The following is a 26,133-nucleotide window of genomic DNA, read 5'->3' on the forward strand; positions in this document are numbered from 1 at the left end:
TTGCGGAGATGGAGGCGCCACCGGCCCGGTTCAGATTGCATTGCCGCCATGACCGGCACGATTGCCGGCGGACGGTCTGTGGACCCTTCCGCCTTGGCGGGGAGCCCGATTGACGGGACGCCGGCACATGTGGCCGGGCATTCCCTGATGCGGCGCAACCGGCGACGCGCAAGCGTGACGACCAGTTGGCCAGTGGCAGCGCAGGTATTGAGGTTTTTCGACGCGCCGCCGATCCATTGGCCGTTGACTGGCAAGGGCTGGCGCGGATTCGGCCACCTTGCAATTCACATCAACGGATGACAAAGAGAGCGCTATTATAGCGATCTTCTTCCATCTTGTCATCTTCCCACCTTCCTACCCCCAATTTGCGGCAATTTTATGCTGCCACGGGGCGTTCGCGTTACCGGTCGCCGAGGCCAGCATCGGCTCTCGCGCTGTTCCAATTTCGATAGCGATGTTCTGAAGCCTCGACTCACGGATGGAACAATCTGTTGCCTTCCCGCCCTCTACTCTTTCCCAGCCAAACCACTAAATTCACTGGGTAGCTGAAACGACGGGACAGCGCGGCATGATCGCAGCGCCTCCCGCCCACAGGAGAAAGACATGGACACCCGTATCGCCTTCACCACCGTTCCCGCCACCGCCGCGGAAAGCGTGCAACGCTCGCGCTCCGTGGACCGCGTCGTGCGGGGAATCGCCACCTCCGACGGCGCCGGCGTCAAGCTGACCCGCGTGCTGACGCAGAACCTGCAGCGCCGGCTGGACCCGTTCCTGATGCTCGATGCCTTCGGTACCGACAGCAAGGACGACTACGTCGGCGGCTTCCCCGATCACCCGCACCGCGGCTTCGAGACCATCACCTACATGCTGGCCGGCCGCATGCGCCATCGCGACAGCGCGGGCAACGAAGGCCTGCTGCAGAACGGCGGCGCCCAGTGGATGGTGGCCGGCGCCGGCGTGGTGCACTCGGAAATGCCCGAGCAGGAAGACGGCCGCATGGAAGGCTTCCAGCTGTGGCTGAACCTGCCGGCCGCGGACAAGATGACCGCGCCGTGGTACCGCGACATGCCGTCGGCCGAGATTCCGACGGTGGCACTGGGGGACGACGGGAGCGGCGGCACGGTCCGCGTACTGGCCGGCGCCAGCCACGGTGTGGCCGGTGCGGTGACGCGCCCGGTGACCGAGCCGCTCTACCTCGACGTGCACCTGCCGGCCGGACAGGCGTTCACGCAGGCGCTGCCGGCCGGGCATAACGCCTTTGTCTATGTGTACCAGGGCGAGGTGTCGATTGGCGATGGCGACGACAGCGCGGTGGTCGAGGCCCAGCGCATGGGCGTGCTGGACAATGCCGGCACGGCCGACGGCGTGGTGGTGCGGGCCGATGCGGACGCGCGCTTCCTGCTGATCGCCGGCAAGCCGCTGAACGAGCCGATCGCGCAGTACGGCCCGTTCGTGATGAACACGCAGGAGCAGATCTACCAGACGCTGGCGGATTTCCGGGATGGGCGATTCGCGACGATCGCGGCGGGTTCTGGGGCGTAACGCTGGCCGGAGCCCGGGGCGTCCGTGCTTCGGCTGGTTTGCTCCCCTCTCCCGCTAGCGGGAGAGGGGCCGGGGGTGAGGGCCGGCGCTTGCAAGAGTGAGGGCATCGGCTTCGTGGTGACGCCCGCCCTCACCCCCACCCTTCTGCCATAAATGGGAGAGGGGAGAAAACCCTCGCAGTTCCGGCGTCGTCGGCAACCAAGCCGCAGCCTCCACCAGGAGGCGGCGGCTTTTTTTCGTGCCGCAGCCGGCATGCGACTTGCAACCTGCCTGCAACCGTTGCGGGGACTGGACACTCGCCCGTTTCGGGCCTTCCCGCCTCCGCGCACTTATATAATTTGTCACCAATATCGAGCATCACCAGTTCATGATGAATGCTGCAATGCGTCGCGGCGATCCTGCGCCACGCACTGCCGCGCTTTGACTCATCCCGACGTTGCTGCCCTCACAACAACCCGAGCCGCCTCAGTGACATCACAGACCCCTCCCAGGCTGGCGCTTGCCCATATCAGCAAGCGCTATCCGGGCGTCGTCGCCAACGACGACGTCAGCCTTACCGTCGCTCCCGGCGAGATCCACGCCGTACTGGGCGAGAACGGCGCCGGCAAGTCCACCCTGATGAAGATCATCTTCGGCGCCGTCCGGCCCGATGCCGGCGAAATGCACTTCAACGGGGCGCCGGTCACGATCAACAGCCCGCACGATGCCCGCAACCTGGGCATCGCCATGGTGTTCCAGCATTTCTCGCTGTTCGACACGCTGACCGTGACCGAAAACATCGCGCTCGGCCTGCCGGCCAGCCAGCAGGGCAACCAAGGCAACATCAGGCAGCTGGCCGAGCGCATCCGCGCCACCGCCGAGCGCTATGGCCTGCCGCTGGAACCGAACCGCCACGTGCACACGCTGTCGGTCGGCGAGCGCCAGCGCGTGGAGATCGTGCGCGCGCTGCTGGCCAACCCGCAGCTGCTGATCCTGGACGAGCCCACTTCGGTGCTGACGCCGCAGGCAGTGGAAACGCTCTTCGTCACGCTGCGCCAGCTGGCCGACGAAGGCACCAGCATCCTCTACATCAGCCACAAGCTCGATGAGATCCGCGCGCTGTGCCATCACGCCACCGTGATGCGCATGGGCAAGGTCACCGGCGTGTGCGATCCGCGCCAGGAAACCGCGGCGTCGCTGTCGCGGCTGATGATCGGCGGCGAACCGCCGCGCGAGGCCCGCGTCGCCGCCGAACGCGGCCCGGTGCGGCTGAGCGTGCAGGAACTGTCGCTGCCGCGCTCGCATGCCTTTGCCACCGAACTCGAGCGGATATCGCTCGACGTGCATGCGGGCGAGATCGTCGGCATCGCCGGCGTTTCCGGCAATGGCCAGCAGGAATTGCTCGCCGCGCTGTCAGGAGAAGACACGCGCGCGTCGAATGTCTCGGTACAGCTTGGCGGCAAGCCGGTCGGCAAGCTCGATGCGCGCCAGCGCCGACGCGCGGGGCTGGCATTCGTGCCGGAAGAACGCCTTGGCCGCGGCGCGGTGCCGGGCATGAGCCTGGCCACCAATATCCTGCTGTCGCACCAGACGCCGCCCTATGTACGGCAAGGCATGATCTCGCCGCGTGCGGCGACCGGGCTCGCGGTGGCGGTGATCAACCGCTTCCGCGTCAAGACCAGCGGGCCGGATGCGCTGGCGCGCAGCCTGTCCGGCGGCAACCTGCAGAAATTCATTGTCGGCCGCGAGATCGAAAGCGGCCCGAAGGTACTGATCGTGGCGCAACCGACGTGGGGCGTGGACGTGGGCGCCGCGGCGCAGATCCATAATGAGATCCTGGCGCTGAAGGCCACCGGGTGCGCCATCCTGGTGGTGTCGGAAGAACTCGACGAGCTGTTTGCGATCTGCGACCGGCTGCACGTGATCGCCAAGGGGCACCTGTCGCCGTCGGTGCCGACCGAAACCGCCACGCGCGAGCAGGTCGGCCTGTGGATGAGCGGCTTGTGGGAAGGCGGTCCCGCCAAGGCAGGCAATGCGGAGGTGGCAAGCCATGGCTGATGTGCGACGCTTCTTCCCCCGTTCCCCGCTCACGCTGGCACCGCGCGGTCTGCCGTCGCGCACCATGGCCTACGCCTCGCCGGTGGTCGCGCTGGCGCTGACGCTGTTGTTCGGCGCGCTGCTGTTCCTGGTGCTCGGCAAGGACCCGGTGGCCGCGCTCAAGGTGTTCCTGGCCGATCCGCTGCGCGACAAGCGCGCCATCGGGGAAGTTTTGCTGAAGACGGTGCCGCTGGTGCTGTGCGCGCTGGGGCTTTCGGTGTGCTACCGGGCCAATGTGTGGAACATCGGTGCCGACGGACAGCTGATCGCCGGCGGCATCTGCGCGGGCGCTGCGGTGCTGTATTTCGACGTGCCGGGGCAAACGATGAACGGCACCGTGGTGCTGGTGCTGGCCTCGCTCGCCGGCATCGTCGGCGGCATGGCGTGGGCTTCGCTCACGGCGCTGCTAAAGGACAGGTTCAACGCCAACGAGATCCTGGTCTCGCTGATGCTCACCTATATCGCGCAGCAGCTTCTGCTGTGGGTGGTCAACGGGCCGCTGAAGGATCCCGACGGCATGAACTTCCCGCAGTCCAAGGTGTTCTCGTCCGAGTTCCTGCTGCCCAACCTGATGTCGGGCTCGCGCCTGCACGCCGGCTTTGCGGTGATGCTGGTGCTGGTGGCAGTGATGACGGTGTTCGTGTTCCGCAGCTTTGCCGGGTATCGCCTGCAAGTGGGCGGCACGGCGCCGTCAGCGGCGCGCTACGCGGGCTTTTCAGCACGCAGCGCGTTGTGGAGCGCGCTGCTGATCTCCGGCGCCACGGCAGGACTGGCGGGCGCATTTGAAGTGGTCGGCCCGATCGGCCAGCTGTTGCCGTCGATCTCGCCGGGCTACGGCTTCACCGCGATCATCGTCGCGTTTATCGGCCGGCTGCACCCGGTCGGCACCGTCTTCGGCGGCATCATGATGTCGCTGTTCTATATCGGCGGCGAGATGGCGCAGTCGCGCCTGGGCCTGCCTTCGGCCATCGGCTGGGTGTTCCAGGGCATGCTGCTGTTCTTCCTGCTGGCCTGCGACACATTGATCGAAAACCGCCTGCGCTGGCGCGCCGCCACGGCCTGAGCGGAGCAAGACAAAGAACATGGAACAACTCGCTCCCCTCATCGCCACCGCCATCAACGCGGGCACGCCGCTGCTGCTCGCGGCACTCGGTCTGCTGATCAACGAGCGCTCGGGCGTACTCAACCTGGGCGCCGAAGGCATGATGCTGGTCGCCGCGGTGGCCGGCTTCATGGTCGGCTACCAGACCCAGTCGCCGCTGCTCGGCTTTGCCACCGGCGCGCTGGCCGGCATGCTGATGGCCACGCTGTTCTCATGGCTGGCGCTGGTGCTCGCCACCAACCAGGTCGCCACCGGCCTGGCGTTGTCTATCTTCGGCACCGGGCTGTCGGCCTTCATGGGCCAGCGCTTCGTCGGTTTCGCCATGCCGGCGCAGGCCAAGGCCGTGCCCGGGCTGGCGGACCTGCCCTTCGTCGGCCCGGCGTTCTTCCAGCATCACTGGATGGTGTATTTCAGCCTGCTGCTGTGCCTTGCCATCATGTGGTTCCTGTTCCGCACGCGCGCGGGCCTGACGCTGCGCGCGATCGGCGAGTCGCCGGAATCCGCGCACGCGCTGGGCTATCCGGTGCGCACCATCCGCTTCGGTGCGCTGCTGTTCGGCGGCGCCTGCTGCGGGCTGGCGGGCGCCTACCTGTCGCTGGTCTACACCCCGATGTGGGTCGAGAACCTGGTCGCCGGCCGCGGCTGGATCGCACTGGCGCTGACCACCTTCGCTACCTGGCGCCCCGGCCGCGTGCTGATCGGCGCGTGGCTGTTCGGCGGCGTGACGATCCTGCAGTTCTACCTGCAGGGCATTGGCGTATCGGTGCCGTCGCAGTTCCTGTCGATGCTGCCGTATGCGGCCACCATCGTGGTGCTGGCGCTGATCTCGCGCAACCCGGCGTGGATACGCCTGAACATGCCGGCATCGCTGGGCAAGCCGTTCCGGCCCGGCAATGCCTGATCGGTATTGTCTGACCGCTTTATCTGACGGAAATCCCCGAGCTACCAACAATTCACACAAGGAGAAATCATGATCGTCACGCGCAGGAAGACCCTGGCGGCCCTGGCCGCCACCGCAGTGCTGGCCCTGGCCGGCTGCGGCAAGAAGGAAGCCGACAAGCCTGCCGAGACCGCCGGCGCCGCTTCCGCGCCCGCTGCCGGGCAGGCGGCCGAGCCGCTCAAGGTCGCCTTCGTCTATATCGGCCCGGTCGGCGATGCCGGCTGGACCTACGCGCATGACAACGGCCGCAAGGCCGTGGAAGAAAAGTTCGGCAGCAAGGTCAAGACCACCTTCGTCGAGAACGTGCCCGAATCCGCCGCCGATGCGGAGCGCGTGTTCCGCGACCTGGCCAGCCAGGGCAACAAGCTGATCTTCGGCACCACCTTCGGCTACATGGAATCGATGCTCAAGGTCGCCAGGGAATTCCCGGACGTGAAGTTCGAGCACGCCACCGGCTTCAAGACCGCCGACAACATGGCCCAGTACGACGTGCGCACCTATGAAGGCGCGTACCTGGCGGGCGTTGTCGCCGGCAAGATGAGCAAGACCGGCGAGATGGGCGTGGTCGCGTCGGTGCCCATCCCCGAGGTGATCCGCAATATCGACTCGTTCACGCTGGGCGCGCGCAGCGTCAACCCGAATGCCACGGTCAAGGTGGTGTGGGTCAACAAGTGGTTCGACCCGGGCAAGGAACGCGAAGCCGCCACCACGCTGATCGGCCAGGGCGTCGACATGCTGATGCAGAACACCGACTCCGCCGCCGTGGTGCAGACCGCGCAGGAGAAGGGAGTGCATGCCTTCGGCTGGGACAGCGACATGACCAAGTTCGGTGAGAAGGCCCACCTGGCCGCGTCGGTGATCTCGTGGGGCGTTTACTACAACAAGGTGGTCGAAGACGTGCTGAACAACCAGTGGAAGAACGGCACCACGTGGTGGGGCCTGAAGGAAGGCATGATCGACCTGAAGTCGTTCAACGCGGTCGTGCCCGAGGACGTGAAGAAGCTGGTCGAGGAGCGCAAGAAGGGCATTGCCGATGGCAGCGCGCCGATCTGGAAGGGTCCGATCAAGGACAACACCGGCACGGAGCAGCTGGCAAAGGATCAGGTCGCGGATGACAAGTTCCTGCACGGCGTGAAGTTCTACGTCGAGGGCGTGGAAGGGAAGATCCCGGGCTGATCGGTCGCTCGACGGCGCTGGGGCGGGCCACAGCGAGACGCACCGCCTCAGCCTTTGACCCCCGCCCCGGTCTATACACCCGGAGAGGGGAGAAAACCGCGGGCACCTGAAGCCGCGATACCACTGCCTCTCCCATCACATCGGCCCTGCGGAACTTGAACCCGCCCACACCGGCCCAACCTCTCTGCGTATGCGCCGATCCCAGGCGCGCGCCATGTGAAGGAGGCCTCTCATGTTGAAGCGATTTTCGGCCCTGTGGACGCTGGTACGCCGTGATGGACGGCTGTTCTGGTATGCGCTGCGCCACCCTGATGCGCCGGCATGGCTGAAACCCGCGGCGATCGGGCTGTTGCTGTACGCGGTTTCGCCGATCGACCTCGTGCCTGACGTGGTCGCGGGCCTCGGCATCATTGACGATGTGGTGCTGATCCCGCTGGCCGTTCATCTGATCCTCAAGCGCCTGCCGCCGCATATCCTGCGCCAGGCGCAGGCGCGCGCCACCGCCACGACTGTCCGGCCCCACTGAGGCGCCAAAAAAATCCCCGGGGCAGCGATTGCCCCGGGGATTTTTTATTCCTGCGCCGCACCGGATCAGCGCGGCAGCAGGATGGTCGAGCCGGTGGTCTTGCGCGCTTCCAGGTCGCGGTGCGCCTGCGCCACTTCGGACAGCGCATAGCGCTGGCGGATATCGACCTTGACCTTGCCGGTCGTGACCGCATCGAACAGGTCGGCCACCATTGGCTCGAGCAGCTCGCGGTGCACCACATAGGTCATCAGCGTCGGGCGCGTCAGCCGCAGCGAACCCTTGTTGCCCAGCACCGAGAGATCGAACGGCGGTACCGGGCCCGAGGCGTTGCCGAAACTCACCATGGTGCCACGCGGCGCCAGGCAGTCGAGCGAGCCCTGGAAGGTGTCCTTGCCGATCGAGTCATAGACCGCCGGCACGCCCTTGCCATTGGTGATCTCCTTGACGCGGTCCACGAACGACTCGCGCGTATAGACGATGGTATGGGCGCAGCCGTTGGCGCGGGCCAGCTCGGCCTTCTCGTCGGTGCCGACGGTACCGATCACGGTCACGCCAAGCGCCTTGAGCCACTGGCTGACGATCAGGCCCACGCCGCCGGCGGCCGCGTGCAGCAGCACAGTGTCGCCCGGCTGCACCTTGTAGCTGTCGCGGATCAGGTATTGCGCGGTAAGGCCCTGCAGCATCATCGCCGCGGCGGTGTCGAACGGGATCGCGTCCGGCAGCCGCACCACGATATCGGCCGGCATGACGCGCACCTGCGCATAAGCGCCGGTCGGACGGCCGGCATACGCGACGCGGTCGCCCACGCTCACGTGGCCGACGCCCTCGCCCACCGCCTCGACCACGCCCGCGCCTTCCATGCCGAGGCCGCCGGGCAGCGGCTGCTTGTACAGGCCGGTGCGGAAATAGACGTCGATGTAGTTCAGGCCCACCGCCTCGTGGCGCACGCGCACCTGGCCGGGCCCGGGCTCGCCCACTTCCACATCGACCCACTGCATGACTTCAGGACCGCCGGTCTGCTCGATCCGGATGGCTTTGCTCATCTGCGTCGCTCCTTGTTGTGGTGCTGCATCGATCGGGGAAATTTAGCTTGCCTGCGCGCCATCGGCCACGTTGGCCTCGTCGGCCAGGCCTGCGATCATCAGCTCGGCGGTGGCCACGTTGGTCGCGCACGGCACGTTGTGCACGTCGCACGCGCGCACCAGCGCGTTGATGTCCGGTTCATGTGGCTGCGGCGTCATCGGGTCGCGCAGGAACACGACGGCGCGCACGCGCCCTTCGGCCAGCTGCGAGCCGATCTGCAGGTCGCCGCCCCACGGGCCCGACAGCATGCGCGTCACTTCCAGTCCGACCTCGTCGATCAGGCGGCCGCCGGTCGTGCCGGTGGCCAGCAGCTCGCATTGCGAGAGGAACGCGCGGTGGCGCGTGGCGAAGGCGACGATGTCGTCCTTCTTGTGGTCGTGGGCGATCAGCGCGATGCGAGGGCGTGTCATCAGTAATTCCTGGTTGTGGGTGGTCAGACTGCAGCAGGCTGGTGGAGATCAGAACGTGCCGGGGTAGGCGCCGCCGTCGATCAGCAGGTTCTGCCCGGTGATATAGGCAGCATTGCGGCTGCACAGGAAGGCGCAGGCGGCGCCGAACTCGGCCGGCTCGCCGAAGCGGCGCGTCGGGTTCTGCGCGGCACGGCGCTGCGCCACTTCCTCGACGCTCAGGCCGGCCTTCTTGGCACCGCCTTCCATGGTCTTGCGCAGGCGGTCGGTATTGAACGGCCCGGGCAGCAGGTTGTTGATGGTGACGCCATGCTGCGCCACTTCGCGCGCCACGCCCGCGACAAAGCCGGTCAGGCCGGAGCGCGCGCCGTTGGACAGGCCCAGCACGTCGATCGGCGCCTTGACCGCGCCGCTGGTGATATTGATGATGCGGCCCCACTTGCGCGCGATCATGCCGTCGACGGTGGCCTTGATCAGCTCGATCGGGGTCAGCATGTTGGCGTCGAGCGCGGCCAGCCAGTCGCTGCGCTCCCAGTCGCGGAAGTTGCCCGGCGGCGGGCCGCCGGCATTGTTGACCAGGATGTCGAGGTCGCCCAGCCTGGCGGCGGCGTCCAGCGCCGCCTTGCGGCCTTCGGGCGTGGTGATGTCGGTCGCCACCGCGATCACGCGGCGGCCATGGCGGGCGCGCAGGTCGGCAGCAGCCTTCTCCAGCGCCTCGGCGCCGCGCGCCACGATCACCACGTCAACGCCTTCGGCCGCGAGCGCGTCGGCACAGGCAAGTCCAAGGCCCTTGCTGGCGCCGCACACCAGCGCATGCTTGCCGCGCAATCCCAGGTCCATGTGATTCTCCTTTGTCGGTTGTATTGGTACGGCCTTCGGTTGTCCGGTCCGGCCAATGCATCAGGTTTTCTTTGCCGATAGCAGGTACATGCCGGCCAGCACCAGGGCGCTGCCGGCCAGCTGCACCCCGCTCATCGGCTCGCCCAGCAGCCAGTAGCCGAGCAGCAGCGTCGATACCGGGCCGATCATGCCGGCCTGCGACGCCAGCGGCGCACCGATGCGCGCCACCGCCACCATGGTCATCGACACAGGCAGCACCGTACAGAAAACCGCGTTGATGAGTGACAGCCACATCACCGGCGCGGGCTGCGCCAGCTCGGCCACGGGCCGGCCCAGCGCCACATACTGGATCGCGCAGCAGGCGGTGGACACGCACATCGCATAAGCCACCAGCCGCAGCGAGCCGATGCGCCGCACCAGCTCGCCGCTCAGGATCAGGTAGACAGCGTACGTCATGGCACTGCCCAGGACCAGCGCGCCGCCCAGCCATACCTGGCTGCCGCTGACGTCGAGGTCATGGGCGAAGACCAGCACGATGCCTGCATAGGCCAGCAGCAGCGACAGCCACTGGCGCGAGCTGATCGGCCGCCGGAATACCAGCGCGGTGGCCAGCAGCACGAACGACGGCGTCAGGAACAGGATCAGCCGCTCCAGCCCGGCGGTGATGTATTGCAGGCCGATGAAATCGAGGAAGCTCGACAGGTAATAGCCGATGAAGCCGAGGAACACCACGCGCCCCCGGTCCGCCCACGACAGCGGCGCCAGGCGGCGCGACTGCCACCAGCCGATCGCCATGAACAGCGGCACGGCGAACAGCATGCGCAGCGTCAGCACCATCACGGCATCGACGTTGTAGCGGTACATCAGCTTGGCGACGATCGCCTTGGCGGAGAACAGCACCGCGCCGACGGCGGCGATGGCAAGCCCCGCGCGCTGCGGCGACGGCAGCGCGGCAGGCGCGGCGAGGGACTTCTGGGAGGCGGACACGGGAATACGTGGAAAGCGGGCCGCGGGACCGGTGCATACCGGCCCCGCGTCGGCCCCGCGAAGCGACCCGACGATTGTATTCGAAAAGACGCAACCGCATCGGCGGCCGCCCCGGCCCGCCGCGCGTCCTGCCGATCCCCTACAATGGCCGCGCGTCGCCTGCGTCACGGCCGGCGCCACAATAACAACCCCAGGAGACTTCTCGCCATGCCAACCCATCCCGCACACGCCGGCCGCCGCGCGCTGCTGCTCGCTGCGCTGACCGGGGCCGCGGCGCTCGCCGCCAGCTTCGGTGCCGCCGCCGCACCCGGCGACGGCTATCCGTCCCGTCCGATCCGCTTTGTCGTGCCCTACGCCGCCGGCGGCACCACCGACCTGGTGGCGCGCACGGTCGGCCAGCGCGTGGGCGAGAAGCTTGGGCAGCCGGTGGTCATCGAGAACCGCCCCGGCGCCGGCGGCAATGTCGGCATGGACGCCGTGGCCAAGGCCGCGCCGGACGGCTACACCATCGGCTTCGGCGCGATCTCCACCAATGCGCTCAACCCGCATATCTACAAGCAGGTGCCGTTCGACCCGCGCAAGGACTTCACCGCGATCAGCCTGCTCGGCACGTCGACCATCGTGCTGGAGGTCAGCCCGGCGCTGCCGGTGAAGACCGTCAAGGAACTGGTGGCCTACGCCAGGGCCAATCCGGGGCTGACCTATGCGACCGCCGGCACCGGCACCTCGATGCACCTGGCCGGCGCGATGTTCGCGCAGATGACGCAGACCAGCCTGACGCACGCGCCGTACAAGGGCAGCAGCCCGGCCATCAACGACATGCTGGGCGGCCATATCAGCGTGATGTTCGACAACCTGCCGGCATCGCTGCCGCATATCCAGGCGGGCAAGCTGCGCGCACTGGCGGTGGCCGGCAAGCAGCGCGCGCCGTCGCTGCCCGACGTGCCGACGCTGGCCGAAGCGGGGCTGCAAGGCTATGCGGTCGAGCCATGGTTCGGGGTCTATGGGCCGGCCAACCTGCCGCCACCGGTGGTGCAGGCGCTGAACAGCGCCTTCGTCGAGGCGCTGGCACGTGCCGATGTGCGCGAGAAGCTGGTGCAGGCGGGCTTCAATCCCAAGGGGTCCAGCGCGGCTGAACTGCAGGCGCTGACGCAGTCGGAATACGAGCGCTTCGGCAAGGTGGCGAAGACGGCAGCGATCACTGTGGAGTAGTTAGCGGACCGGCAGGCAGCGGATATACTCTGGGCACGCTCATCCAACGCATCACGTCGACGTGCCCAACCCCTCCGCATCCTCCGCACCGTCAGCAGACCAGACCGCCCCCGACTACGATTTCACCGAACAGGTCGGCCACCTGCTGCGGCGCGCCTACCAGCGCCACGTGGCGATCTTCCAGCAGACCATCCCGGATTCGCAGCTCACCGCGGCGCAGTTCGTGGTGCTGTGCGCGGTCAGGGACCGGCAGCCGTGCTCGCTGAACGAAGTGGTGCGCGCCACGGCGATCGACCAGGCGACGGTGCGCGGCATCATCGAGCGGCTGAAGGCGCGCAAGCTGGTTGCGGTGTCGCATGACCCGAACGACCGGCGCAAGGTGGTGGTGACGGTGACGCCCGGGGGGCTGGCGCTGATCGATGAGACGGTGCCGTTTGCGAAGCAGATCTCGGAGCAGACGTTTGGCGGTTTGAATCCCGCGGAGCGGGTGGCGGTGACGTACCTGCTGCGGAAGATGAGTGAGATCGATGAGGGGAATGGGGGCGCGTGAGCGCCCTTTTTCCTTCGGATTCCCGATCGCTTGCTCCCCTCTCCCGCGTGCGGGAGAGGGAGCCAGACAGCGGTATGCTGAGGCCCTCAGCCCCTCAGCCCCGCAGCGCCGCAGCGCCGCCAGCACCGTCTCCGGCACGAACGGCGGCCGCCGCAGCCTCACCCCGATGGCATCGAACAACGCATTGGCAATCGCGGGCGCTCCCGGCAGCGATGCCGACTCCCCTGCCCCCATCGGCGGCTCTTCCTGCCGCGGCATCAGCACCACCTCGATCGGCGGGATTTCCGGGAACGTCAGCAACGGATAGCTGCCCCACTCGCGGCTGGCAACACCGTCGGCGTCGAAGCGCACCTGCTCCTTCAACACCCGGCTCAACGCCTGCACCACGTTGCCGTGGATCTGGTGGCGCACGCCATCGGGGTTGACCATCATGCCGGTGTCCTGCGCGACCACCAGTTTCTCCACGGTGATACGGCCCGTTGCCACTTCCACCGCCACATCGACCACCCATGCAGCCCATGCCGCGCCGAATCCGGGGAAGCGGCTGTGGATATAGCGCGCATAGGCAACGCCGCGCCCGCGCAGCATGCCGTCGTCGCCAGCGTTGCCGCGCGAACCCTGCGCGCCGCGTCGGCCACCGCGCGCAGCAGCTCGGCGGCGCGCGTGTCGGGCAGATGGCGCAGCCGGAAATCGATCGGATCGGCGCCGGCTTCGGCGGCCAGTTCATCGATCACGCATTCATGCGCGAACGAATTCGGCAGCGCCGACACGCCCCGCAACCATGACGCCCGCACGATGGCCGGCGTGTCGTCGCAGCCGATGCGGCGCGCGCGGTAGGCATACGGCGGCACCGCGGTGCGGTCGCCCATCTCCAGCGTGCGCGGCGCGTTGGGAACGATGCCGGCGAGCACCAGCGCCAGTGTCGGCGCATCGTTGGACGGATAGCGGCTGGTGAAGTCATAGCCGAGCAGTTCGCCGTCGGTGCCCAGCGTTGCGCTGACATCCATCAGCTGGGCCGCGCCCTTGGGTTCCCACAGGTGTTCCTGCTCGCGCGACAGCTGCACGCGCACCGGATGGCCGACGGCACGCGACAGCAGCGCGGCATCGGCGCAGACATCGTCCGCGCAATTGCGGCCGTAGCAGCCGGCGGCTTCCATGCGCACGATCTCGATGCTGTCCTCGCCCAGCCCGCACAGGCGCGCCAGGTCGATGCGCAATACGTGCGGGTTCTGCGTGCCCGACCATACCGTCAGCCCATCCACATGACAGTCAGCGACCGCGCACGACGGACCGATCGAACCATGCATCTGGTATGGCCAGACGTAATGGCGTTCCAGCGTCTTGCCGGCGCCGGCCGAAGGCATCTCGCCGTCGTTGAGCAGTTCGCGGCGCGTCGCCGGGTTGGCGCGCAGCGCGGGTTCAGGGTCGGCGAGCGACGGCATCGGCGGCACGGGTTTCCAATGCACCCGCAGCTTGCGCGCGGCAAGCACCGCGTGCTCTTCGCGCTCGGCCACCACGCCGACAAAGTCGCCCTGTACCACCACATCGACCAGTCCCGGCACATCGCGCACCGATTCGCGGTCGACCGCGAGCAGGCTGTTGCCGACAAAGTCGCCGCTGTCGCGGCCGGCGTAAGGCGGCCGCACCACGCGCCCATGCAGCATGCCGGGCACGCGCACGTCATGGACGAAAGTCAGCACGCCGCGCGCCTTGTCGGGGATATCGACGCGGCCCGCGGAGCGGCCGACGATGCGGTAGGACTCCACCGGTTTGATTGGCACGTCTTCGGCCAACGGCAGCGCCACATGCTCGCCTTGCACCAGCGTGCCATAGCCGATGGCGGCGTCGGCTCCCCGGACGCGGAACTCGCCGTCCTGCGCCTCGAGCTGATCCGGCGCCACGCCAAGCTGCTGTGCCGCACGCGCCAGTAGCCACGCGCGCGCCTGCGCCGCGGCACGGCGCAGCGGGATGGCGGAGATCTGGATCGATGCGCTGGCGATCGTCGGACCCTGGTTGGGGCTCGCTTCGGTATGGCCCAGCACCATGCGCACCTGCGACAGCGGCACGTCGAGCTCTTCCGCCACGATCTGCGCCAGCGCCGTGCGAATGCCCGTGCCAAGGTCGACGTGGCCATTGAAGGCGAGCACCTCGCCACTGTCGCGCACGGCGATGAAAATATCCGGCAGCGCCGGTACGTAATCCGACGCCGCGCCGGGCTGGCCGGGCGCGGGACGCGCCGCCGCCTGCGGCGCGCGCGTGACCAGCAGCACGCCGGCCGCCTGCAGCAGCGCCAGCCGCAGCGCGCGGGGCGTGGCGGGATCGGCCTGTGCCACGGGTTGCAGGGTCGTTGCCGTCATCGTCTTCCAATCTCCTTCAACGGGGCACCGTTATACTGCCAGCCAACAGAGTCAGAGCCACCCAACCATCATGACGAACTCCACCGCGGCGAAACCGTCCGCCAAGCGAGCTGCCCCAGGCACCCGGGCCAGGCAGGCGCAGGACAGCCGCGAGCGCATCCTTAAAGCCGCGATCAAGGTCTTTGCCCAGCGCGGCTACGACGGTGGCCGCATCGAGCGCATTTCCTCGCTGGCCAAGACCTATGACCGGATGATCTACTACTACTTCGGCAGCAAGGAGAAGCTGTTCGTCGAAGTGCTGGAGACCATCTACCTGCAGCTCAACGAAGCCGAGCAGCAGCTCGAGCACGAACTTGACGCCGCCGACCCCGTGCGCGCGCTGTCGCAGCTGATCGACTTCATCTGGCAGTATTACCTCGACCACCCCGAGTTCGTCGCGATCCTGTCCAGCGAGAACATGAGCCAGGGCAAGCACGCCAAGAAATCGGTCCGGCTCAAGGAAATCTCCAGCTACGCGCTGTCGGTACTCGACGGGATCCTCACGCGCGGCAAGTCCGCCGGGCTGTTCCGTCCCGAGATCGGCGCGCGCGATGTCTACATGGTGATCGCTTCGCTCGGCTACTTCTACAACTCCAACCATCATACGCTCGGCGCCTTCCTGGGCGAGGCCATGATGAGCCCGCCTGCGCTGGCGCACTGGCGCGATGTGATCCAGCAGACAGTGCTGCGCACGGTGACGGTGCCCGGGGCCGTGCCGGAAGCCAGCGTGCCGCCGGCTGCGCCGGCGCGCAAGGCCGCACGGAACAGGCGGGCGGCTGCAGCCTGAGACGCAGCGCCGGGCCGCCAACCTCAAGCGGCGGCGCGGACGCCTTCACCCGCAACCTGCGCCAGCGCTGCGTCGCGCGTGAGCACGGTCGCGTACTTCTGCGCCATGTCGAACAGGTTGGCATCATGCGGGCCGATGGCGCGGTCGCCCACGCAATCGGACACCACCAGCGGGCGGAAGCCCAGCGACATCGCGTCGACCACGCTGGCGCGCACGCAGCCGCTGGTGACGCAGCCGGCCACCAGCAGCGTCTGCACGCCGCGCTGCGTCAGCCACGCCGCCAGCGAGGTGCCGAAGAACGCCGACGGCACCGTCTTGCGCACCACCAGCTCGCCCGGCGCGGGCGCCAGCTCGGGCACGATCTGGCTGTTATGGCCATCTTCCTTCAGCGTCAGCATGCCAGGCACCTTCAGCGTGAAGATGTTGTGGTCGCTGTCGTCGTCGGCAAACACGATGCGGCTGTGCGCCACCGGCCAGCCCTGCTCGCGCGCGGCGCGCAGCAGCGGCTGCGTGTTGCGGATGGCCTCGGGGATATTGCCGCCGCCGAATACGGCCGGGTCGGCAAAGCCGTTGACGAAATCGATGATCAGCAGGCCGTACGGCGCCTTGAGTTCCATCGACGCGCCGAAGCCCTGACGCTGGTAGGTCTGCACTGCGTCATTCATGGCGCGAGTCCTTGTCTGCCTTGTAGAGCGATGCGGCGGGAGCATGGTGCCCGTCCATCACCTTGCCGCGCACCACCACCGGCTCGCCATCGAGGCTGACCGTGCAGTGGCGCACCGGGATATCGATATGGCAGGCGGTGGTGCGGCTGCCGCCCGCTTCGTTGTTGGGGCCGAACGAGCACAGGAAATTGCCCTCGTAGGCGCGTGCGTCCATGCCGATAGTGGCCTCGCGGTCGTACATCGCCAGCGCCGACCAGCTTGCGCGCGGCTGCAGGCCCCAGCCGATATGCGACATCGCATACGCTTCGGGGTCGTTGAACGACGCCATGTAGTCGGCCAATAGCTCGGCATCGACACCGCCTTCGATGCGGCGCACGTAGCCCGCTTTGACCGTGATGCGGATCGGCGCCTGCAGATAGGATTTCATCGGCAGCAGGATGTCGCCGCGGTCGAGCACGATGGTGCCGTTGGTGCCGCCCTCGTCCGGCCAGGTCAGCACGAAGCCGCTCGGCCAGTGGTCCCAGCGGCCGGGCTCGTCGACAAAGCCGTACTCGCTGATCGCGGGGAATTCACCCAGGCGGCAACGCAGGTCCACGCCGGCATCGGACACGATATGCATCTCGCGCGCCTTGCCCAGCCGCTCGGTAGCGGCCTTGACGCGGGTGCGGTCGGCCTCGGTCGGTACCAGCCGTGCCAGCACCTCGGGCGGCTCCACCGCCAGCAGGATTCTGGTGCCGCCGGACAGGATCTCGTGCTGCTCGGGCGAGAACAGCAGCGTCATCAGGTCCAGCACCAGGTCGCTGGCCTTGAGCGCGGCAATCGCTGCCGGATTGCCGGTCAGCGGCGTCGTGCCGAGATAGGCCAGCGCGTCGCGGCTGAGCGCCTTCTCGCCGTTGACCGGCGGCAGGTCGAGCCGGTTGACGATGGCGCCCATCGACTGCGCCGCCACCAGCGCCGTGCGCAGCGTCTGCGGATGCGTGGCCGCGCCGGTCAGCACGGTGACGGTCTGCCCCGGCTGCAGCTTCGACAGCGTCAGCACCTGCTTCCACGCCGCCGTCAGGTCGTAATCGCTTACGGGCATGTTCCCTCCTTGATCAGGTCAGCGCAGCGCCGAGGAAGTCGCCGAAGGCGCGGTAGAAGCCGGTCTCGTCGTCCCACGGGATCATGTGGCCGGCATTGGCGACATGCGCGACCAGCAGCGCGGGCAGCAGCTTGCGCATCTCCTGCACGTCTTCCTCGCGGATCACGTCGCCGCGGCCCGCGGTCATCAGCAGGGCCGGCACGTCGATCCGCGGCAGGTCGGCGTGGATATCGTCTTCATGGAAGCCGTTGAAGCTGGCCAGGATCGCGCGCTCGTCGCAGGTATGCAGCCATTGCGCGCGCAGGCGCAGCTGCTCTTCGGTCCAGGTCGGGCAGAAACGGCGCATGCCTTCCGCGTCGATGCCCTGCTGCGCCAGCCGGATCGAATCGATGTACCACGGCAGTTGTGCCGGATAGGCACGGCGGCCCGGGCCCGATACCGGCGGATCGACCAGCACCAGCCGCGTCAGGCCAGCGGGCTTGCTGCGCGCGGCGCGGATGCCGATACGCGCGCCCATGGAATGGCCGACGATGGCATAGCGCTGCAGCCCGAGCGCTTCGGCAAGCGCAATCACGTCTGCCGCCTGCGCACCGAGGCCGTAGTCCAGTTCCGCGCCGGCCTGCGACAGGCCGCGGCCGCGCACGTCGAGCACATAGGTATCGAACTGCCGCCCGAACTGCTCGCCGACGAAGCCCCAGGTGACCGCCGGGCTGGTGATGCCGGGCACGATGATGACGGCATCGCGCTGCGCGCGCGCGCCGTCCTGGCCGCCATAGCGCAGGTAGTGCTGGCGGATGCCGTTGGCATGGACGTTGGCGCCGTAGAGGAAGGTACCGGGGAAGGTGCTGGTCGTCATGTCCGGCTCCTTCAGTAGGCGCCGGACAGCAGCGCGCCCGCGCCCGGCACCACCGGCTCCAGGCCCAGCCGCTTGAGCATGGCATAAGTCGTGGCGATGGCGGCGGTGACCACCGGCTTGCCGGTCATCGCCTCCACCTTGGCCACCGCCGGCAGCGACGGCATCTGCACGCATGCCGACAGCACGATGACATCGGCATCGGCGAAATCCATCTGCGCGACGATCTCCGGCAGCCGCGACGGGTCGTGGCGGCCGACCTCGAGGTTGTCGGGGATCTCCAGCGCGCGGTAGTCGACCACCTCGTAGCCTTCATTGCGGATGTAGTCGACCACCAGCTCGGTCAGCGGCTTCATGTACGGCGCCACCACGGCGATGCGCTTCGCGCCCATCACCTTGAGCGCATCGACCAGCGCGCCGGCACTGGTGATCACGGGCGCGTCGCCGCCGTTCTCGGCGGTGTGCGCCTGCAGGCGCTGCTCGGACACGCGGTGGTAGCCGTGGCCCATCGCCATGATCGCGACCAGGCAGGCATAGCCGAGCACATCGACGCGGGCATCGCTCAGCTCCACCGCGCAGCGGTCGGATTCGGCATCCATCGCCGCCAGTTCCTCCTTGACCACCTTCTTCATCCGCATGCGGCTGCCGTGGAAGGTGAAGCGCTCCGGACGCACCAGCTGGCGCGCGGCCAGCATGGCCGGGATCTCGGTTTCCATCGTGGTGTTGGAGCTCGGCACGATCTGGCCGATTCGGAAAACTTTCTGCACTGTCGACTCCGTCATCTGTTTGTCTGTCTACCCGCCTGCCCTGCCCGGATGGCCTTGCATGCTGCGATCGATTGTAGTGTACGCACTTTATCTAGGCAAATAGAATCTGTGCCGTGCGAGATTCACTCGTTCAGTGCATACTTAATTAATCAATCCCTGTTTTAGCGCACTAATTCGCCACATTCAAGCAATGTTCATGACGAATCATGATGTCGTAAGGGTTTTCCATAGGATCGGTACTTTCTTTCTTGCTGTTGATATTTTGAGTGTGTACACTCGTTTTCAACGGTCAACCAAGATCGGTCGACCAAGCCCCCATCGACCCCATGTGTCATTGCCAGGAGAAATAACGTGCAAGGCAAACCGCGAATCGCAGTTGTCGGCGCCGGACTCGGAGGAACGGCCGCGGCCGCCCTGCTGCAGCGAGCCGGCTTCCAAGTCAGGCTGTATGAACAGGCACCGGCGTTCTCGCGCCTGGGCGCGGGCATCCACGTGGGGCCCAACGTCATGAAGATCATGCGGCGCATCGGCATCGAGGACGCGCTCAACGACATGGGCTGCCACCCCGACTACTGGTACAGCCGCGACGGCCTGACCGGCGAAGTGATCGCGCAGATCCCGCTGGGCGACTACGCGGAGCGGCACTATGGCGCCAGCTACCTGACCGTGCACCGCGGCGACTTCCACAAGCTGCTGACCGACGCCGTGGCCCCGGGCACGCTGTTCTTCAACAAGAAGCTGGAAAGCGTCACTGACCAGGGCGACGTGGTCGAACTGCGCTTCACCGACGGCACGGTGGACCAGGCGGATATCGTGATCGGCGCCGACGGCGTCAACTCCCGCATCCGCGAAACCCTGCTGGGTGCCGAGCCCCCCAAGTACACCGGCTACGTGGCGCACCGCGCGGTGTTCCCGATCTCGCGCGTCAAGGGCTTCACGCACGAGCGCTGCACCAAGTGGTGGACCGACGACCGCCACATGATGGTGTACTTCGACACCAGCAAGCTGGACGAGATCTACTACGTCACCGGCGTGCCCGAGCCCGAGTGGGACATGAGCAAGAGCTGGGTGCCGAGCAGCATCGAGGAAATGCGCGCCGCGTTCGACGGCTGGCACGAGGGCGTGCAGTCGCTGATCGAAGGCACGGTCGAAGTGACCAAGTGGCCGCTGCTGGAGCGCGACCCGCTGCCGCTGTGGAGCCGCGGCCGCCTGGTGCTGCTGGGCGATGCCTGCCACCCGATGAAGCCGCACATGGCACAGGGCGCCGCGATGGCGATCGAGGATGCCGCCATGCTGACGCGCTGCTTCACCGAGACCGGCCTGGATGACTACGCCGCCGCGTTTGCGCTGTATGAAGCCAACCGCGCCGAACGCGCCGGCAAGGTCCAGCTGGTCTCGCACAACAATACGTGGCTGCGCAGCAACGAGAACCCGGACTGGTGTTTCGGCTACGATGTGTTCAACGTGCCGCTGGTGTCGGCCGGGCCTGCGCCGCTGTCCGCGGCGGCGTAACGCCAGACCTTAGGCCTGACCTGAACCCGCACGCTGCAACCCCTCGCACGAAGGGGCGCGGCGTGCCCGCCGCGTGATCTGCAACCTGCCGCCCCCGATGAACACGCCTCGCCCCCTGACGCTACAAGTCAACCACGCCGAGCACACGCTCAGCGTGGCGCCTGACACGCCGCTGCTCTATATCCTGCGCAACGACCTGGCGTGCAATGGCCCCAAGTACGGTTGCGGGCTGGGCCAGTGCGGCGCGTGCACGGTGCTGGTCGACGGCCTGCCCGCGCGCTCGTGCGTGCTGCCGGTCAGGGCGGCGGTGGGCCACGCGGTCACCACGCTGGAAGGCCTGGGCACGGCGGAGCATCCCGACCCGGTGCAGCAGGCCTTTATCGACGAGCAGGCCGCGCAATGCGGCTATTGCCTGAACGGCATGATCATGACCGCCAAGGCGCTGCTCGCGCAAAATCCCGATCCCGATGAAGCGCAGATCCGCGAGGCGCTGCGTTTCAACCTGTGCCGCTGCGGCACGCACGTGGAAATCGTGCGCGCGGTGCAGCGCGCCGCGGTGCTGATGCGGCAGGCCGGCGAGGGAGCGGCATCGTGAAGCAGGAACTCGTACGGCAGGCGGTGGAAACCGGCGCCTTGACGGAACTCGCACCACCGCCGGCTTCCATGTGTCTCGTTGCCCATGTGCTGACGCCGCCAGGGCTGCGCTGGATCGACGGCAAGGCGCTGGCACCGCGCCTGCTCGGCGCGGACCGCAATGCCGCCCTGGCGTTGCCCGGGGTTCGCGCGGTCGTGGTGCGCAACCGGTTTGCCGGCGTGGTCGCGGAAAGCGATGCGCTGGCGGCCAATGCCATCAGCGCCCTGGAGGCAAGCTGGTCGGCGCCGCCTCGCGCGGACGACGCTCCCGTGCCGCGCCACGCCGTTGCGCAGCGCGGCGACGCCACCCGCGCGCTTGCCAGCGCCGCCACGCGCCACGCGCAGCACTACCAGTGGCCCCTGGCCGGCACCCGGACCGAAGCGTTCTGCACCGCGATCGCGGACTGGCGCGACGGCATGCTGCACGTGTGGCTGCCAACTCCGCGCCCGGGCGCGCTGCGCGAAGAACTGGCCGCGCTGCTGGGCATTGCGCCGCAACAGGTCGCGCTGTCCGGCTGGCAGGCGCCCGCCGATGCCGGCGATCCGGCGCTGCTCGCTCACCACGCAGCCGCCGACGCCGCACTGCTGGCCCATGCCGCCGGCAAACCCGTGATGCGCCGGCTGTGCGCCGACGATATCGGCCTGTCCGGTGCGCAGCTCGCCGTGCGCGTCGACACTGCGCAAAGCGGCAATGCCATCGACGCCTACGCCGCAACGCTGGCCGGCACGGCGGCACCGTCCGTGCCGCTGGCACTGTGGCTGACGCATACGGCCTCGCCCGTCACGGATACCGGCGACAGCGGCAGCGCGGTCATGCCGCCGTATCGCATTCCCGATGTCGATGTCGGCACCGCCGGCGCCGTGGCCGCCTTTGATGCCGCACCGCTTGCCGCGGCGCGCGCCCATGTCTTTGCGCGCGAATCCCATCTCGATGAAATTGCCGCCGCATCCGGGACCGATCCGGTCTCGCTGCGGCTCTCGCACCTCGACGACGCGCGCGGCTCGGCCCTCGTGAGGCAGGTCAGCGAGCGCGCCGGCTGGATCCCATCCGCCCCGCATGCCGCCACATCGGCCGGCAACGTGCGGCGCGGTCGCGGCTTTGCCTATGCGCACACCGTCGACCACGATGCCGGCCAGACCTGGTCGGCATGGGTCGCCGAAGTTGAAGTCGACGGCACCACCGGCGAACTGGCGGTCACGCGCGTGACGGTGGGGCATGACAGCGAATCGCTGGCGCCCGCGCAAGCCGCACCTGCTGCGCGCTCCCTGGAACAGGCCGTCGCCGACGCCACGCTGCGATTGACCGCTGCCGGCCCGGCCTTCGACACCTGGCCCGCCACGGACGCGCCTGCCGGCCAATCGCTTCCCGCCGTGGCTACCAGCGCGGCGCTGCCGGAAGTCCGCCTGGCCGGCGCGCTCACCGGGCGCGACCAGCTGGCCGCGGGCCCGGGCGATACGCTGCCCGCCGCGGCCGCCGTAGCCAATGCCATCTTCGATGCCACCGGCGTGCGCCTGCGCACACCGCCCTTCAGCGCCGAACGCATCCGCCTGGCGCTGGCCGAGCGCGAAGACAAGCCAGAGGACACGCGCTTCGGCAAGCGCAGCAAGCGCGGCTGGATCGCCGCCGCTGCCGCGACCGCGGCCGGCCTGTGCGCGACGCTGATGCCGTGGCGCGCGCCGATTGCGCCAGTCGCACCGCCCGGGCCCGGCTTCTATTCCGCGGCGACGCTGGAGCGCGGCCGCCTGGTGGCCGCGGCGGGTGACTGCGCGGTTTGCCATACCGCCCCCGGCGGCGTGAAGAACGCGGGCGGCCTGCCACTGGAAACGCCGTTCGGCACGGTCTACAGCACCAACATCACGCCCGACGTGCAGACCGGCATCGGCAACTGGTCGTTCGCCGCCTTCGAGCGCGCGATGCGCGAGGGTATCCACCGCGACGGGCGGCGCCTCTATCCGGCCTTCCCCTACACCGCGTTCGCCAAGGTCAGCGATGCCGACATGCAGGCGCTGTATGCGTACCTGATGTCGGCCGAGCCCGTGAAGTCAGAGGTACCGCAGACCCGACTCGCATTCCCGTTCAACGTGCGCCCCCTGCTGGCCGGCTGGAACCTGCTGTTCCATCGCAACGAACCCTTCAAGCCCGATCCCGCCCGCTCCGCGCAGTGGAACCGAGGCGCGTATCTCGCCGAAGGGCTGGGCCATTGCAGCGCCTGCCATTCGCCGCGCAACGCCCTCGGCGCCGAGCAGGGAGGTCGCAAGTACCTGACCGGCGGCAGTGCCGAAAACTGGGAAGCGCCGCCGCTGACCGCGCTGTCGCACGCGCCGGTGCCGTGGACCGAGGCGGCGCTGTTCACCTATCTGCGCGGCGGTTATGCGCCGCATCATGGCGCAGCCGCCGGGCCCATGGCGCCTGTGGTGGAAGAACTCGCGCAGCTGCCCGAAGCGGATGTGCGCGCGATCGCGCATTACGTCGCGTCGTTCGGCTCGCCCTCAGCTTCCGCCGCGCCTTCCGTGCTGGCCGCGCAGGCGGCGCAGATCGAGCAACGCAGCGCGCAGGCCGCGCGCACGCTCGGCGGACCCGGTGAACGGCTGTACCAGAGCGCCTGCGCGGTGTGCCACCAGTCGGAGCAAGGCATCGCACAGTTCGGCGTGAAGCCGTCGCTCGCGCTCAACACCAACCTGCACAGCAAGCTGGCTGACAACGTCATCCAGGTGCTGCTGCAAGGCATGCCCGCGCCGCCCAACAGCGAGCTGGGCGCGATGCCGGCCTATGCCGACACCTTCGACGACCGGCAGATCGCGCAGCTGGTGCAGTACCTGCGCGCGCGCTTTGCCCCGGACCAACCCGCCTGGCAGGACCTGGAGAACACCGTCGCGCGGCTGCGCGCGGCGCCTGCGCACTGAAGACCAGCGGAGGCCTGCGCGGCCGCTTGCCGCGCCTTCCGCATCCATGCTGACAGTATCCGTGCCGTGCCTGGCAAGGCGCTTTGCCACCGGGCAGGGAGACCTGCGCCGACATATCGGCGCACTGCGCGCCAGGCGCGGGAAAACCCCGAGGAGAGAAACCGCAGTTCGGCCTTGCCCGCCAGTTTCATGTAGCTTACGCTGAACGATCATGTAGTGCGCACTACATGAGTGCCGGCATCGGTACCAAAAGCCGCGCCGCGGTGCCTCCCGGCAGAAGGACGGCACAAGGACGGCGCAAGAACCGCGCAGACGAGCGGCAGACAAGACAAGAAGACCACAAGATTGGCCCTTTACATCACCGGAAGCGCTGGCCCGGGGCTTGCATAGTCCACCGCCGTGCCGACTGGGAATTCGGGCCCGGACAACCAAGGGTAGACAACAAGGAGTGACTATGTCGTATCAGTATCAGGAAGGTGTTGCGAGAGGACTACCTGGTCAGTTCTGGCCTCGCTAGATTGGGGTAGCCACCATGCTTCGCCGCAACGCGGCGCGTGGGCTTCCGAATTCAAGATCCAGCCTATAAAGACAAGGTAGACAACATGTCGTCATCAATTTCCTCAATGGCAGCAACGACAATCCCGCAGGCAACGGTCGGCGCGCCCCCGCAGCCAAGCGCCCGGGCATCGTCGTCCCAAACCATCACGATCGAGCAAGGCATTCGCGCAGCCGGCGTCGGCCGGTTCCAGTATCGGCTGTTCGCCATCTTTGGCCTGGTCTGGCTGGCCGACGCGATGCAGGTGCTGTCGATCGGCTTCACCGCGCCTTCCATTGCCACGACATTCGGCATCCCTGTGCCGACTGCCTTGCAGACCGGGACGATGTTCTTCGTCGGCATGCTGATCGGCGCCTTTGCGTTCGGCCGGCTGGCGGACAGGATCGGCCGCCGGCCGGTGCTGATGATGGCGGTGATCCTGGACGCCATCTGCGGCGTCGCCTCGGCCTTCGCCCCGGATTTCCAGTGGCTCCTGCTGCTGCGTTTCCTGACCGGCATCGGGGTGGGCGGCACGCTGCCCGTCGACTACACCATGATGGCCGAATTTCTCCCCTCCGACCGACGCGGGCGCTGGCTGGTGCTGCTTGAGTCGTTCTGGGCCGTCGGCACCATCCTGCTCGCCATCCTTGCGCTGGTCGCGCTGTCGCGTGGCGATGATGCCTGGCGCCTGATCTTCCTCGTCACTGGCCTCCCCGCGCTGGTCGGCGTGGTGGTCCGGTTCTTTGTTCCGGAATCGCCGCTCTACCTGAATAAATCGGGGCGTTCGGAAGAGGCGCGCGCGGTGCTTCAGCGCGTTGCCAAAGCCAACCGGGTATCGGTGGAAATCGGGGCGCTGGAGCCGCAGAAGATGGAGCGCAAATCGGTGTTCGCGCTGTTCGCGGCCGGATGCCGGCGCCGCAGCATCTGCCTGCTCGCCGCGTGGATGCTGATCTCGATCGCCTACTACGGTGTCTTTGTCTATCTGCCGGTGAAGCTGGCCGGACAGGGCCTTGGCTTCATGCGTGGCCAGGTCTTCCTGATCCTGCTCGCGCTGGTCCAGCTGCCCGGCTTCGCGCTCGCCGCGCACGGCGTCGAGCGCTGGGGGCGCAAGCCGACCCTGATCGGCTTCCTGCTGCTCAGCGCCGCAGGTTGCATGCTGTACAGCCTGGGCACATCCACCGCGCTGATCGTCGGCTCCACCCTGCTGATGAGCTTCGCGCTGCTGGGCACCTGGGGCGCGCTCTACGCCTTCACGCCGGAGGTGTATCCGACGGACCTGCGGGCCAGCGGGATGGGTACCGCCGGTGCAATGGCACGATTCGGTGGCCTGTTCGCCCCTTCGATCATTGCGCCAATCATGGCTACTCAGTTCACGCTGGCGCTCGGGCTGCTTTCGTCGTTCCTGGCCGTGGCGGCATTCGCCATCTTCATGGTGGATATCGAATCCAAGGACCGCGCGCTGGACTGACGCGCGCCGGTTAAGGCCAAGCTTGGCGGGGACCGGGCCGCAGCCGCGCTGCGGCCCGCTTCCATTACAATCCGGCTACAACGGCGCGGCG

21 protein-coding genes and 1 pseudogene are annotated in these 26,133 nt (G+C 67.8%); 13 read left to right on the forward strand and 9 right to left on the reverse strand.

The window, feature by feature from the left end:
- Positions 1-603 precede the first annotated feature (603 nt).
- From J8I34_RS02730 to J8I34_RS02755, 6 genes are all read left to right on the forward strand, one after another.
- Complete coding sequence (locus J8I34_RS02730) at positions 604-1,542, forward strand: pirin family protein (RefSeq protein ID WP_029045641.1); 939 nt, start codon at positions 604-606, stop codon at positions 1,540-1,542.
- A gap of 468 nt (positions 1,543-2,010) precedes the next feature.
- Positions 2,011-3,579 carry an ABC transporter ATP-binding protein gene (locus J8I34_RS02735; RefSeq protein WP_029045642.1) on the forward strand — a complete coding sequence of 523 codons (1,569 nt, stop codon included), beginning with the start codon at positions 2,011-2,013 and terminating at the stop codon, positions 3,577-3,579.
- Positions 3,572-4,681, forward strand: coding sequence for an ABC transporter permease (locus tag J8I34_RS02740; protein ID WP_029045643.1), 1,110 nt, complete (start codon positions 3,572-3,574; stop codon positions 4,679-4,681). The genes J8I34_RS02735 and J8I34_RS02740 overlap by 8 nt, the downstream gene beginning before the upstream one ends.
- 19 nt (positions 4,682-4,700) lie before the next feature.
- Positions 4,701-5,621, forward strand: coding sequence for an ABC transporter permease (locus J8I34_RS02745; protein WP_209805278.1), 921 nt, complete (start codon positions 4,701-4,703; stop codon positions 5,619-5,621).
- 69 nt (positions 5,622-5,690) lie between these two features.
- Positions 5,691-6,836, forward strand: a complete 1,146-nt coding sequence (locus J8I34_RS02750; protein ID WP_209805279.1) for a BMP family ABC transporter substrate-binding protein — start codon at positions 5,691-5,693, stop codon at positions 6,834-6,836.
- Positions 6,837-7,068: 232 nt separating this feature from the next.
- Positions 7,069-7,362, forward strand: coding sequence for a YkvA family protein (locus J8I34_RS02755; protein ID WP_029045646.1), 294 nt, complete (start codon positions 7,069-7,071; stop codon positions 7,360-7,362).
- Positions 7,363-7,427: 65 nt separating this feature from the next.
- On the opposite strand, the gene J8I34_RS02760 is transcribed toward J8I34_RS02755, so the two are convergent.
- Genes J8I34_RS02760 through J8I34_RS02775 form a run of 4 tightly spaced genes read right to left on the reverse strand, consistent with a single transcriptional unit; the run spans position 7,428 to position 10,640 of the window.
- On the reverse strand, positions 7,428-8,405 hold the full coding sequence (locus J8I34_RS02760; RefSeq protein ID WP_029045647.1) for a quinone oxidoreductase family protein: 978 nt from the start codon (positions 8,403-8,405) through the stop codon (positions 7,428-7,430).
- Positions 8,406-8,447: 42 nt separating this feature from the next.
- Positions 8,448-8,858, reverse strand: a complete 411-nt coding sequence (locus J8I34_RS02765) for a methylglyoxal synthase (RefSeq protein WP_029045648.1) — start codon at positions 8,856-8,858, stop codon at positions 8,448-8,450.
- 45 nt (positions 8,859-8,903) lie between these two features.
- On the reverse strand, positions 8,904-9,692 hold the full coding sequence (locus J8I34_RS02770; RefSeq protein ID WP_029045649.1) for an SDR family oxidoreductase: 789 nt from the start codon (positions 9,690-9,692) through the stop codon (positions 8,904-8,906).
- 60 nt (positions 9,693-9,752) lie between these two features.
- Positions 9,753-10,640 (reverse strand): DMT family transporter, encoded by an 888-nt coding sequence (locus tag J8I34_RS02775; RefSeq protein ID WP_209805344.1) that lies wholly within the window; start codon positions 10,638-10,640, stop codon positions 9,753-9,755.
- A gap of 246 nt (positions 10,641-10,886) precedes the next feature.
- On the opposite strand from J8I34_RS02775, the gene J8I34_RS02780 reads away from it, so the two are divergent.
- Together J8I34_RS02780 and J8I34_RS02785 are read left to right on the forward strand one after the other, a co-directional pair.
- The gene (locus J8I34_RS02780; protein WP_209805280.1) at positions 10,887-11,891 is read left to right on the forward strand and encodes a Bug family tripartite tricarboxylate transporter substrate binding protein; all 1,005 of its coding nucleotides are present in this window, start codon (positions 10,887-10,889) and stop codon (positions 11,889-11,891) included.
- A gap of 61 nt (positions 11,892-11,952) precedes the next feature.
- Entirely contained in the window at positions 11,953-12,441 is a 489-nt protein-coding gene (locus J8I34_RS02785) for a MarR family winged helix-turn-helix transcriptional regulator (protein ID WP_029045652.1), read from the forward strand.
- Positions 12,442-12,552: 111 nt separating this feature from the next.
- Here the strand turns inward: J8I34_RS02785 and J8I34_RS02790 are convergent.
- Positions 12,553-14,798: pseudogene (locus J8I34_RS02790) on the reverse strand (xanthine dehydrogenase family protein molybdopterin-binding subunit); the annotation flags it as partial.
- A gap of 70 nt (positions 14,799-14,868) precedes the next feature.
- Here J8I34_RS02790 and J8I34_RS02795 point away from each other — a divergent pair.
- The gene (locus J8I34_RS02795) at positions 14,869-15,624 is read left to right on the forward strand and encodes a TetR/AcrR family transcriptional regulator (protein WP_029045654.1); all 756 of its coding nucleotides are present in this window, start codon (positions 14,869-14,871) and stop codon (positions 15,622-15,624) included.
- 23 nt (positions 15,625-15,647) lie between these two features.
- On the opposite strand, the gene J8I34_RS02800 is transcribed toward J8I34_RS02795, so the two are convergent.
- The 4 genes from J8I34_RS02800 to J8I34_RS02815 are packed head-to-tail and all read right to left on the reverse strand — an operon-like array spanning position 15,648 to position 18,990.
- Positions 15,648-16,289: an N-carbamoylsarcosine amidohydrolase gene (locus tag J8I34_RS02800; RefSeq protein ID WP_209805281.1), complete on the reverse strand. Its 642-nt coding sequence runs from the start codon at positions 16,287-16,289 to the stop codon at positions 15,648-15,650.
- Positions 16,282-17,370 (reverse strand): 2,5-dihydroxypyridine 5,6-dioxygenase NicX family protein, encoded by a 1,089-nt coding sequence (locus J8I34_RS02805; protein ID WP_209805282.1) that lies wholly within the window; start codon positions 17,368-17,370, stop codon positions 16,282-16,284. The genes J8I34_RS02800 and J8I34_RS02805 overlap by 8 nt, the downstream gene beginning before the upstream one ends.
- A gap of 13 nt (positions 17,371-17,383) precedes the next feature.
- Positions 17,384-18,226 carry an alpha/beta fold hydrolase gene (locus J8I34_RS02810; protein WP_209805283.1) on the reverse strand — a complete coding sequence of 281 codons (843 nt, stop codon included), beginning with the start codon at positions 18,224-18,226 and terminating at the stop codon, positions 17,384-17,386.
- Positions 18,227-18,237: 11 nt separating this feature from the next.
- Positions 18,238-18,990, reverse strand: coding sequence for a maleate cis-trans isomerase family protein (locus J8I34_RS02815; RefSeq protein ID WP_029045658.1), 753 nt, complete (start codon positions 18,988-18,990; stop codon positions 18,238-18,240).
- A gap of 351 nt (positions 18,991-19,341) precedes the next feature.
- Between J8I34_RS02815 and J8I34_RS02820 the strand changes: the two genes are divergently transcribed.
- From J8I34_RS02820 to J8I34_RS02835, 4 genes are all read left to right on the forward strand, one after another.
- Positions 19,342-20,502: an FAD-dependent monooxygenase gene (locus J8I34_RS02820; RefSeq protein ID WP_029045659.1), complete on the forward strand. Its 1,161-nt coding sequence runs from the start codon at positions 19,342-19,344 to the stop codon at positions 20,500-20,502.
- Positions 20,503-20,599: 97 nt separating this feature from the next.
- A complete protein-coding gene (locus tag J8I34_RS02825; RefSeq protein ID WP_029045660.1) occupies positions 20,600-21,097 on the forward strand; it encodes a (2Fe-2S)-binding protein in 498 nt (165 codons plus the stop codon).
- A gap of 68 nt (positions 21,098-21,165) precedes the next feature.
- Positions 21,166-24,039, forward strand: coding sequence for a c-type cytochrome (locus tag J8I34_RS02830; RefSeq protein WP_209805345.1), 2,874 nt, complete (start codon positions 21,166-21,168; stop codon positions 24,037-24,039).
- A 602-nt stretch (positions 24,040-24,641) separates the two neighbouring features.
- A complete protein-coding gene (locus J8I34_RS02835; RefSeq protein ID WP_245175737.1) occupies positions 24,642-26,042 on the forward strand; it encodes an MFS transporter in 1,401 nt (466 codons plus the stop codon).
- The last annotated feature ends 91 nt before the right edge of the window (positions 26,043-26,133 follow it).

This window comes from Cupriavidus phytohabitans (genome assembly GCF_017815025.1).
Lineage (GTDB): Bacteria > Pseudomonadota > Gammaproteobacteria > Burkholderiales > Burkholderiaceae > Cupriavidus.

Bases quoted from the DNA above. Each gene is read 5' to 3' on its own strand.
- J8I34_RS02830 (WP_209805345.1), top strand. From the start codon at position 21,166: ATGTGTCTCGTTGCCCATGTGCTGACGCCGCCAGGGCTGCGCTGGATC.
- J8I34_RS02780 (WP_209805280.1), top strand. From the start codon at position 10,887: ATGCCAACCCATCCCGCACACGCCGGCCGCCGCGCGCTGCTGCTCGCT.
- J8I34_RS02770 (WP_029045649.1), bottom strand. From the start codon at position 9,692: ATGGACCTGGGATTGCGCGGCAAGCATGCGCTGGTGTGCGGCGCCAGC.
- J8I34_RS02760 (WP_029045647.1), bottom strand. From the start codon at position 8,405: ATGAGCAAAGCCATCCGGATCGAGCAGACCGGCGGTCCTGAAGTCATG.
- J8I34_RS02750 (WP_209805279.1), top strand. From the start codon at position 5,691: ATGATCGTCACGCGCAGGAAGACCCTGGCGGCCCTGGCCGCCACCGCA.
- J8I34_RS02805 (WP_209805282.1), bottom strand. From the start codon at position 17,370: ATGCCCGTAAGCGATTACGACCTGACGGCGGCGTGGAAGCAGGTGCTG.
- J8I34_RS02825 (WP_029045660.1), top strand. From the start codon at position 20,600: ATGAACACGCCTCGCCCCCTGACGCTACAAGTCAACCACGCCGAGCAC.
- J8I34_RS02745 (WP_209805278.1), top strand. From the start codon at position 4,701: ATGGAACAACTCGCTCCCCTCATCGCCACCGCCATCAACGCGGGCACG.
- J8I34_RS02800 (WP_209805281.1), bottom strand. From the start codon at position 16,289: ATGAATGACGCAGTGCAGACCTACCAGCGTCAGGGCTTCGGCGCGTCG.
- J8I34_RS02835 (WP_245175737.1), top strand. From the start codon at position 24,642: ATGTCGTCATCAATTTCCTCAATGGCAGCAACGACAATCCCGCAGGCA.
- J8I34_RS02740 (WP_029045643.1), top strand. From the start codon at position 3,572: ATGGCTGATGTGCGACGCTTCTTCCCCCGTTCCCCGCTCACGCTGGCA.
- J8I34_RS02755 (WP_029045646.1), top strand. From the start codon at position 7,069: ATGTTGAAGCGATTTTCGGCCCTGTGGACGCTGGTACGCCGTGATGGA.
- J8I34_RS02810 (WP_209805283.1), bottom strand. From the start codon at position 18,226: ATGACGACCAGCACCTTCCCCGGTACCTTCCTCTACGGCGCCAACGTC.
- J8I34_RS02730 (WP_029045641.1), top strand. From the start codon at position 604: ATGGACACCCGTATCGCCTTCACCACCGTTCCCGCCACCGCCGCGGAA.
- J8I34_RS02795 (WP_029045654.1), top strand. From the start codon at position 14,869: ATGACGAACTCCACCGCGGCGAAACCGTCCGCCAAGCGAGCTGCCCCA.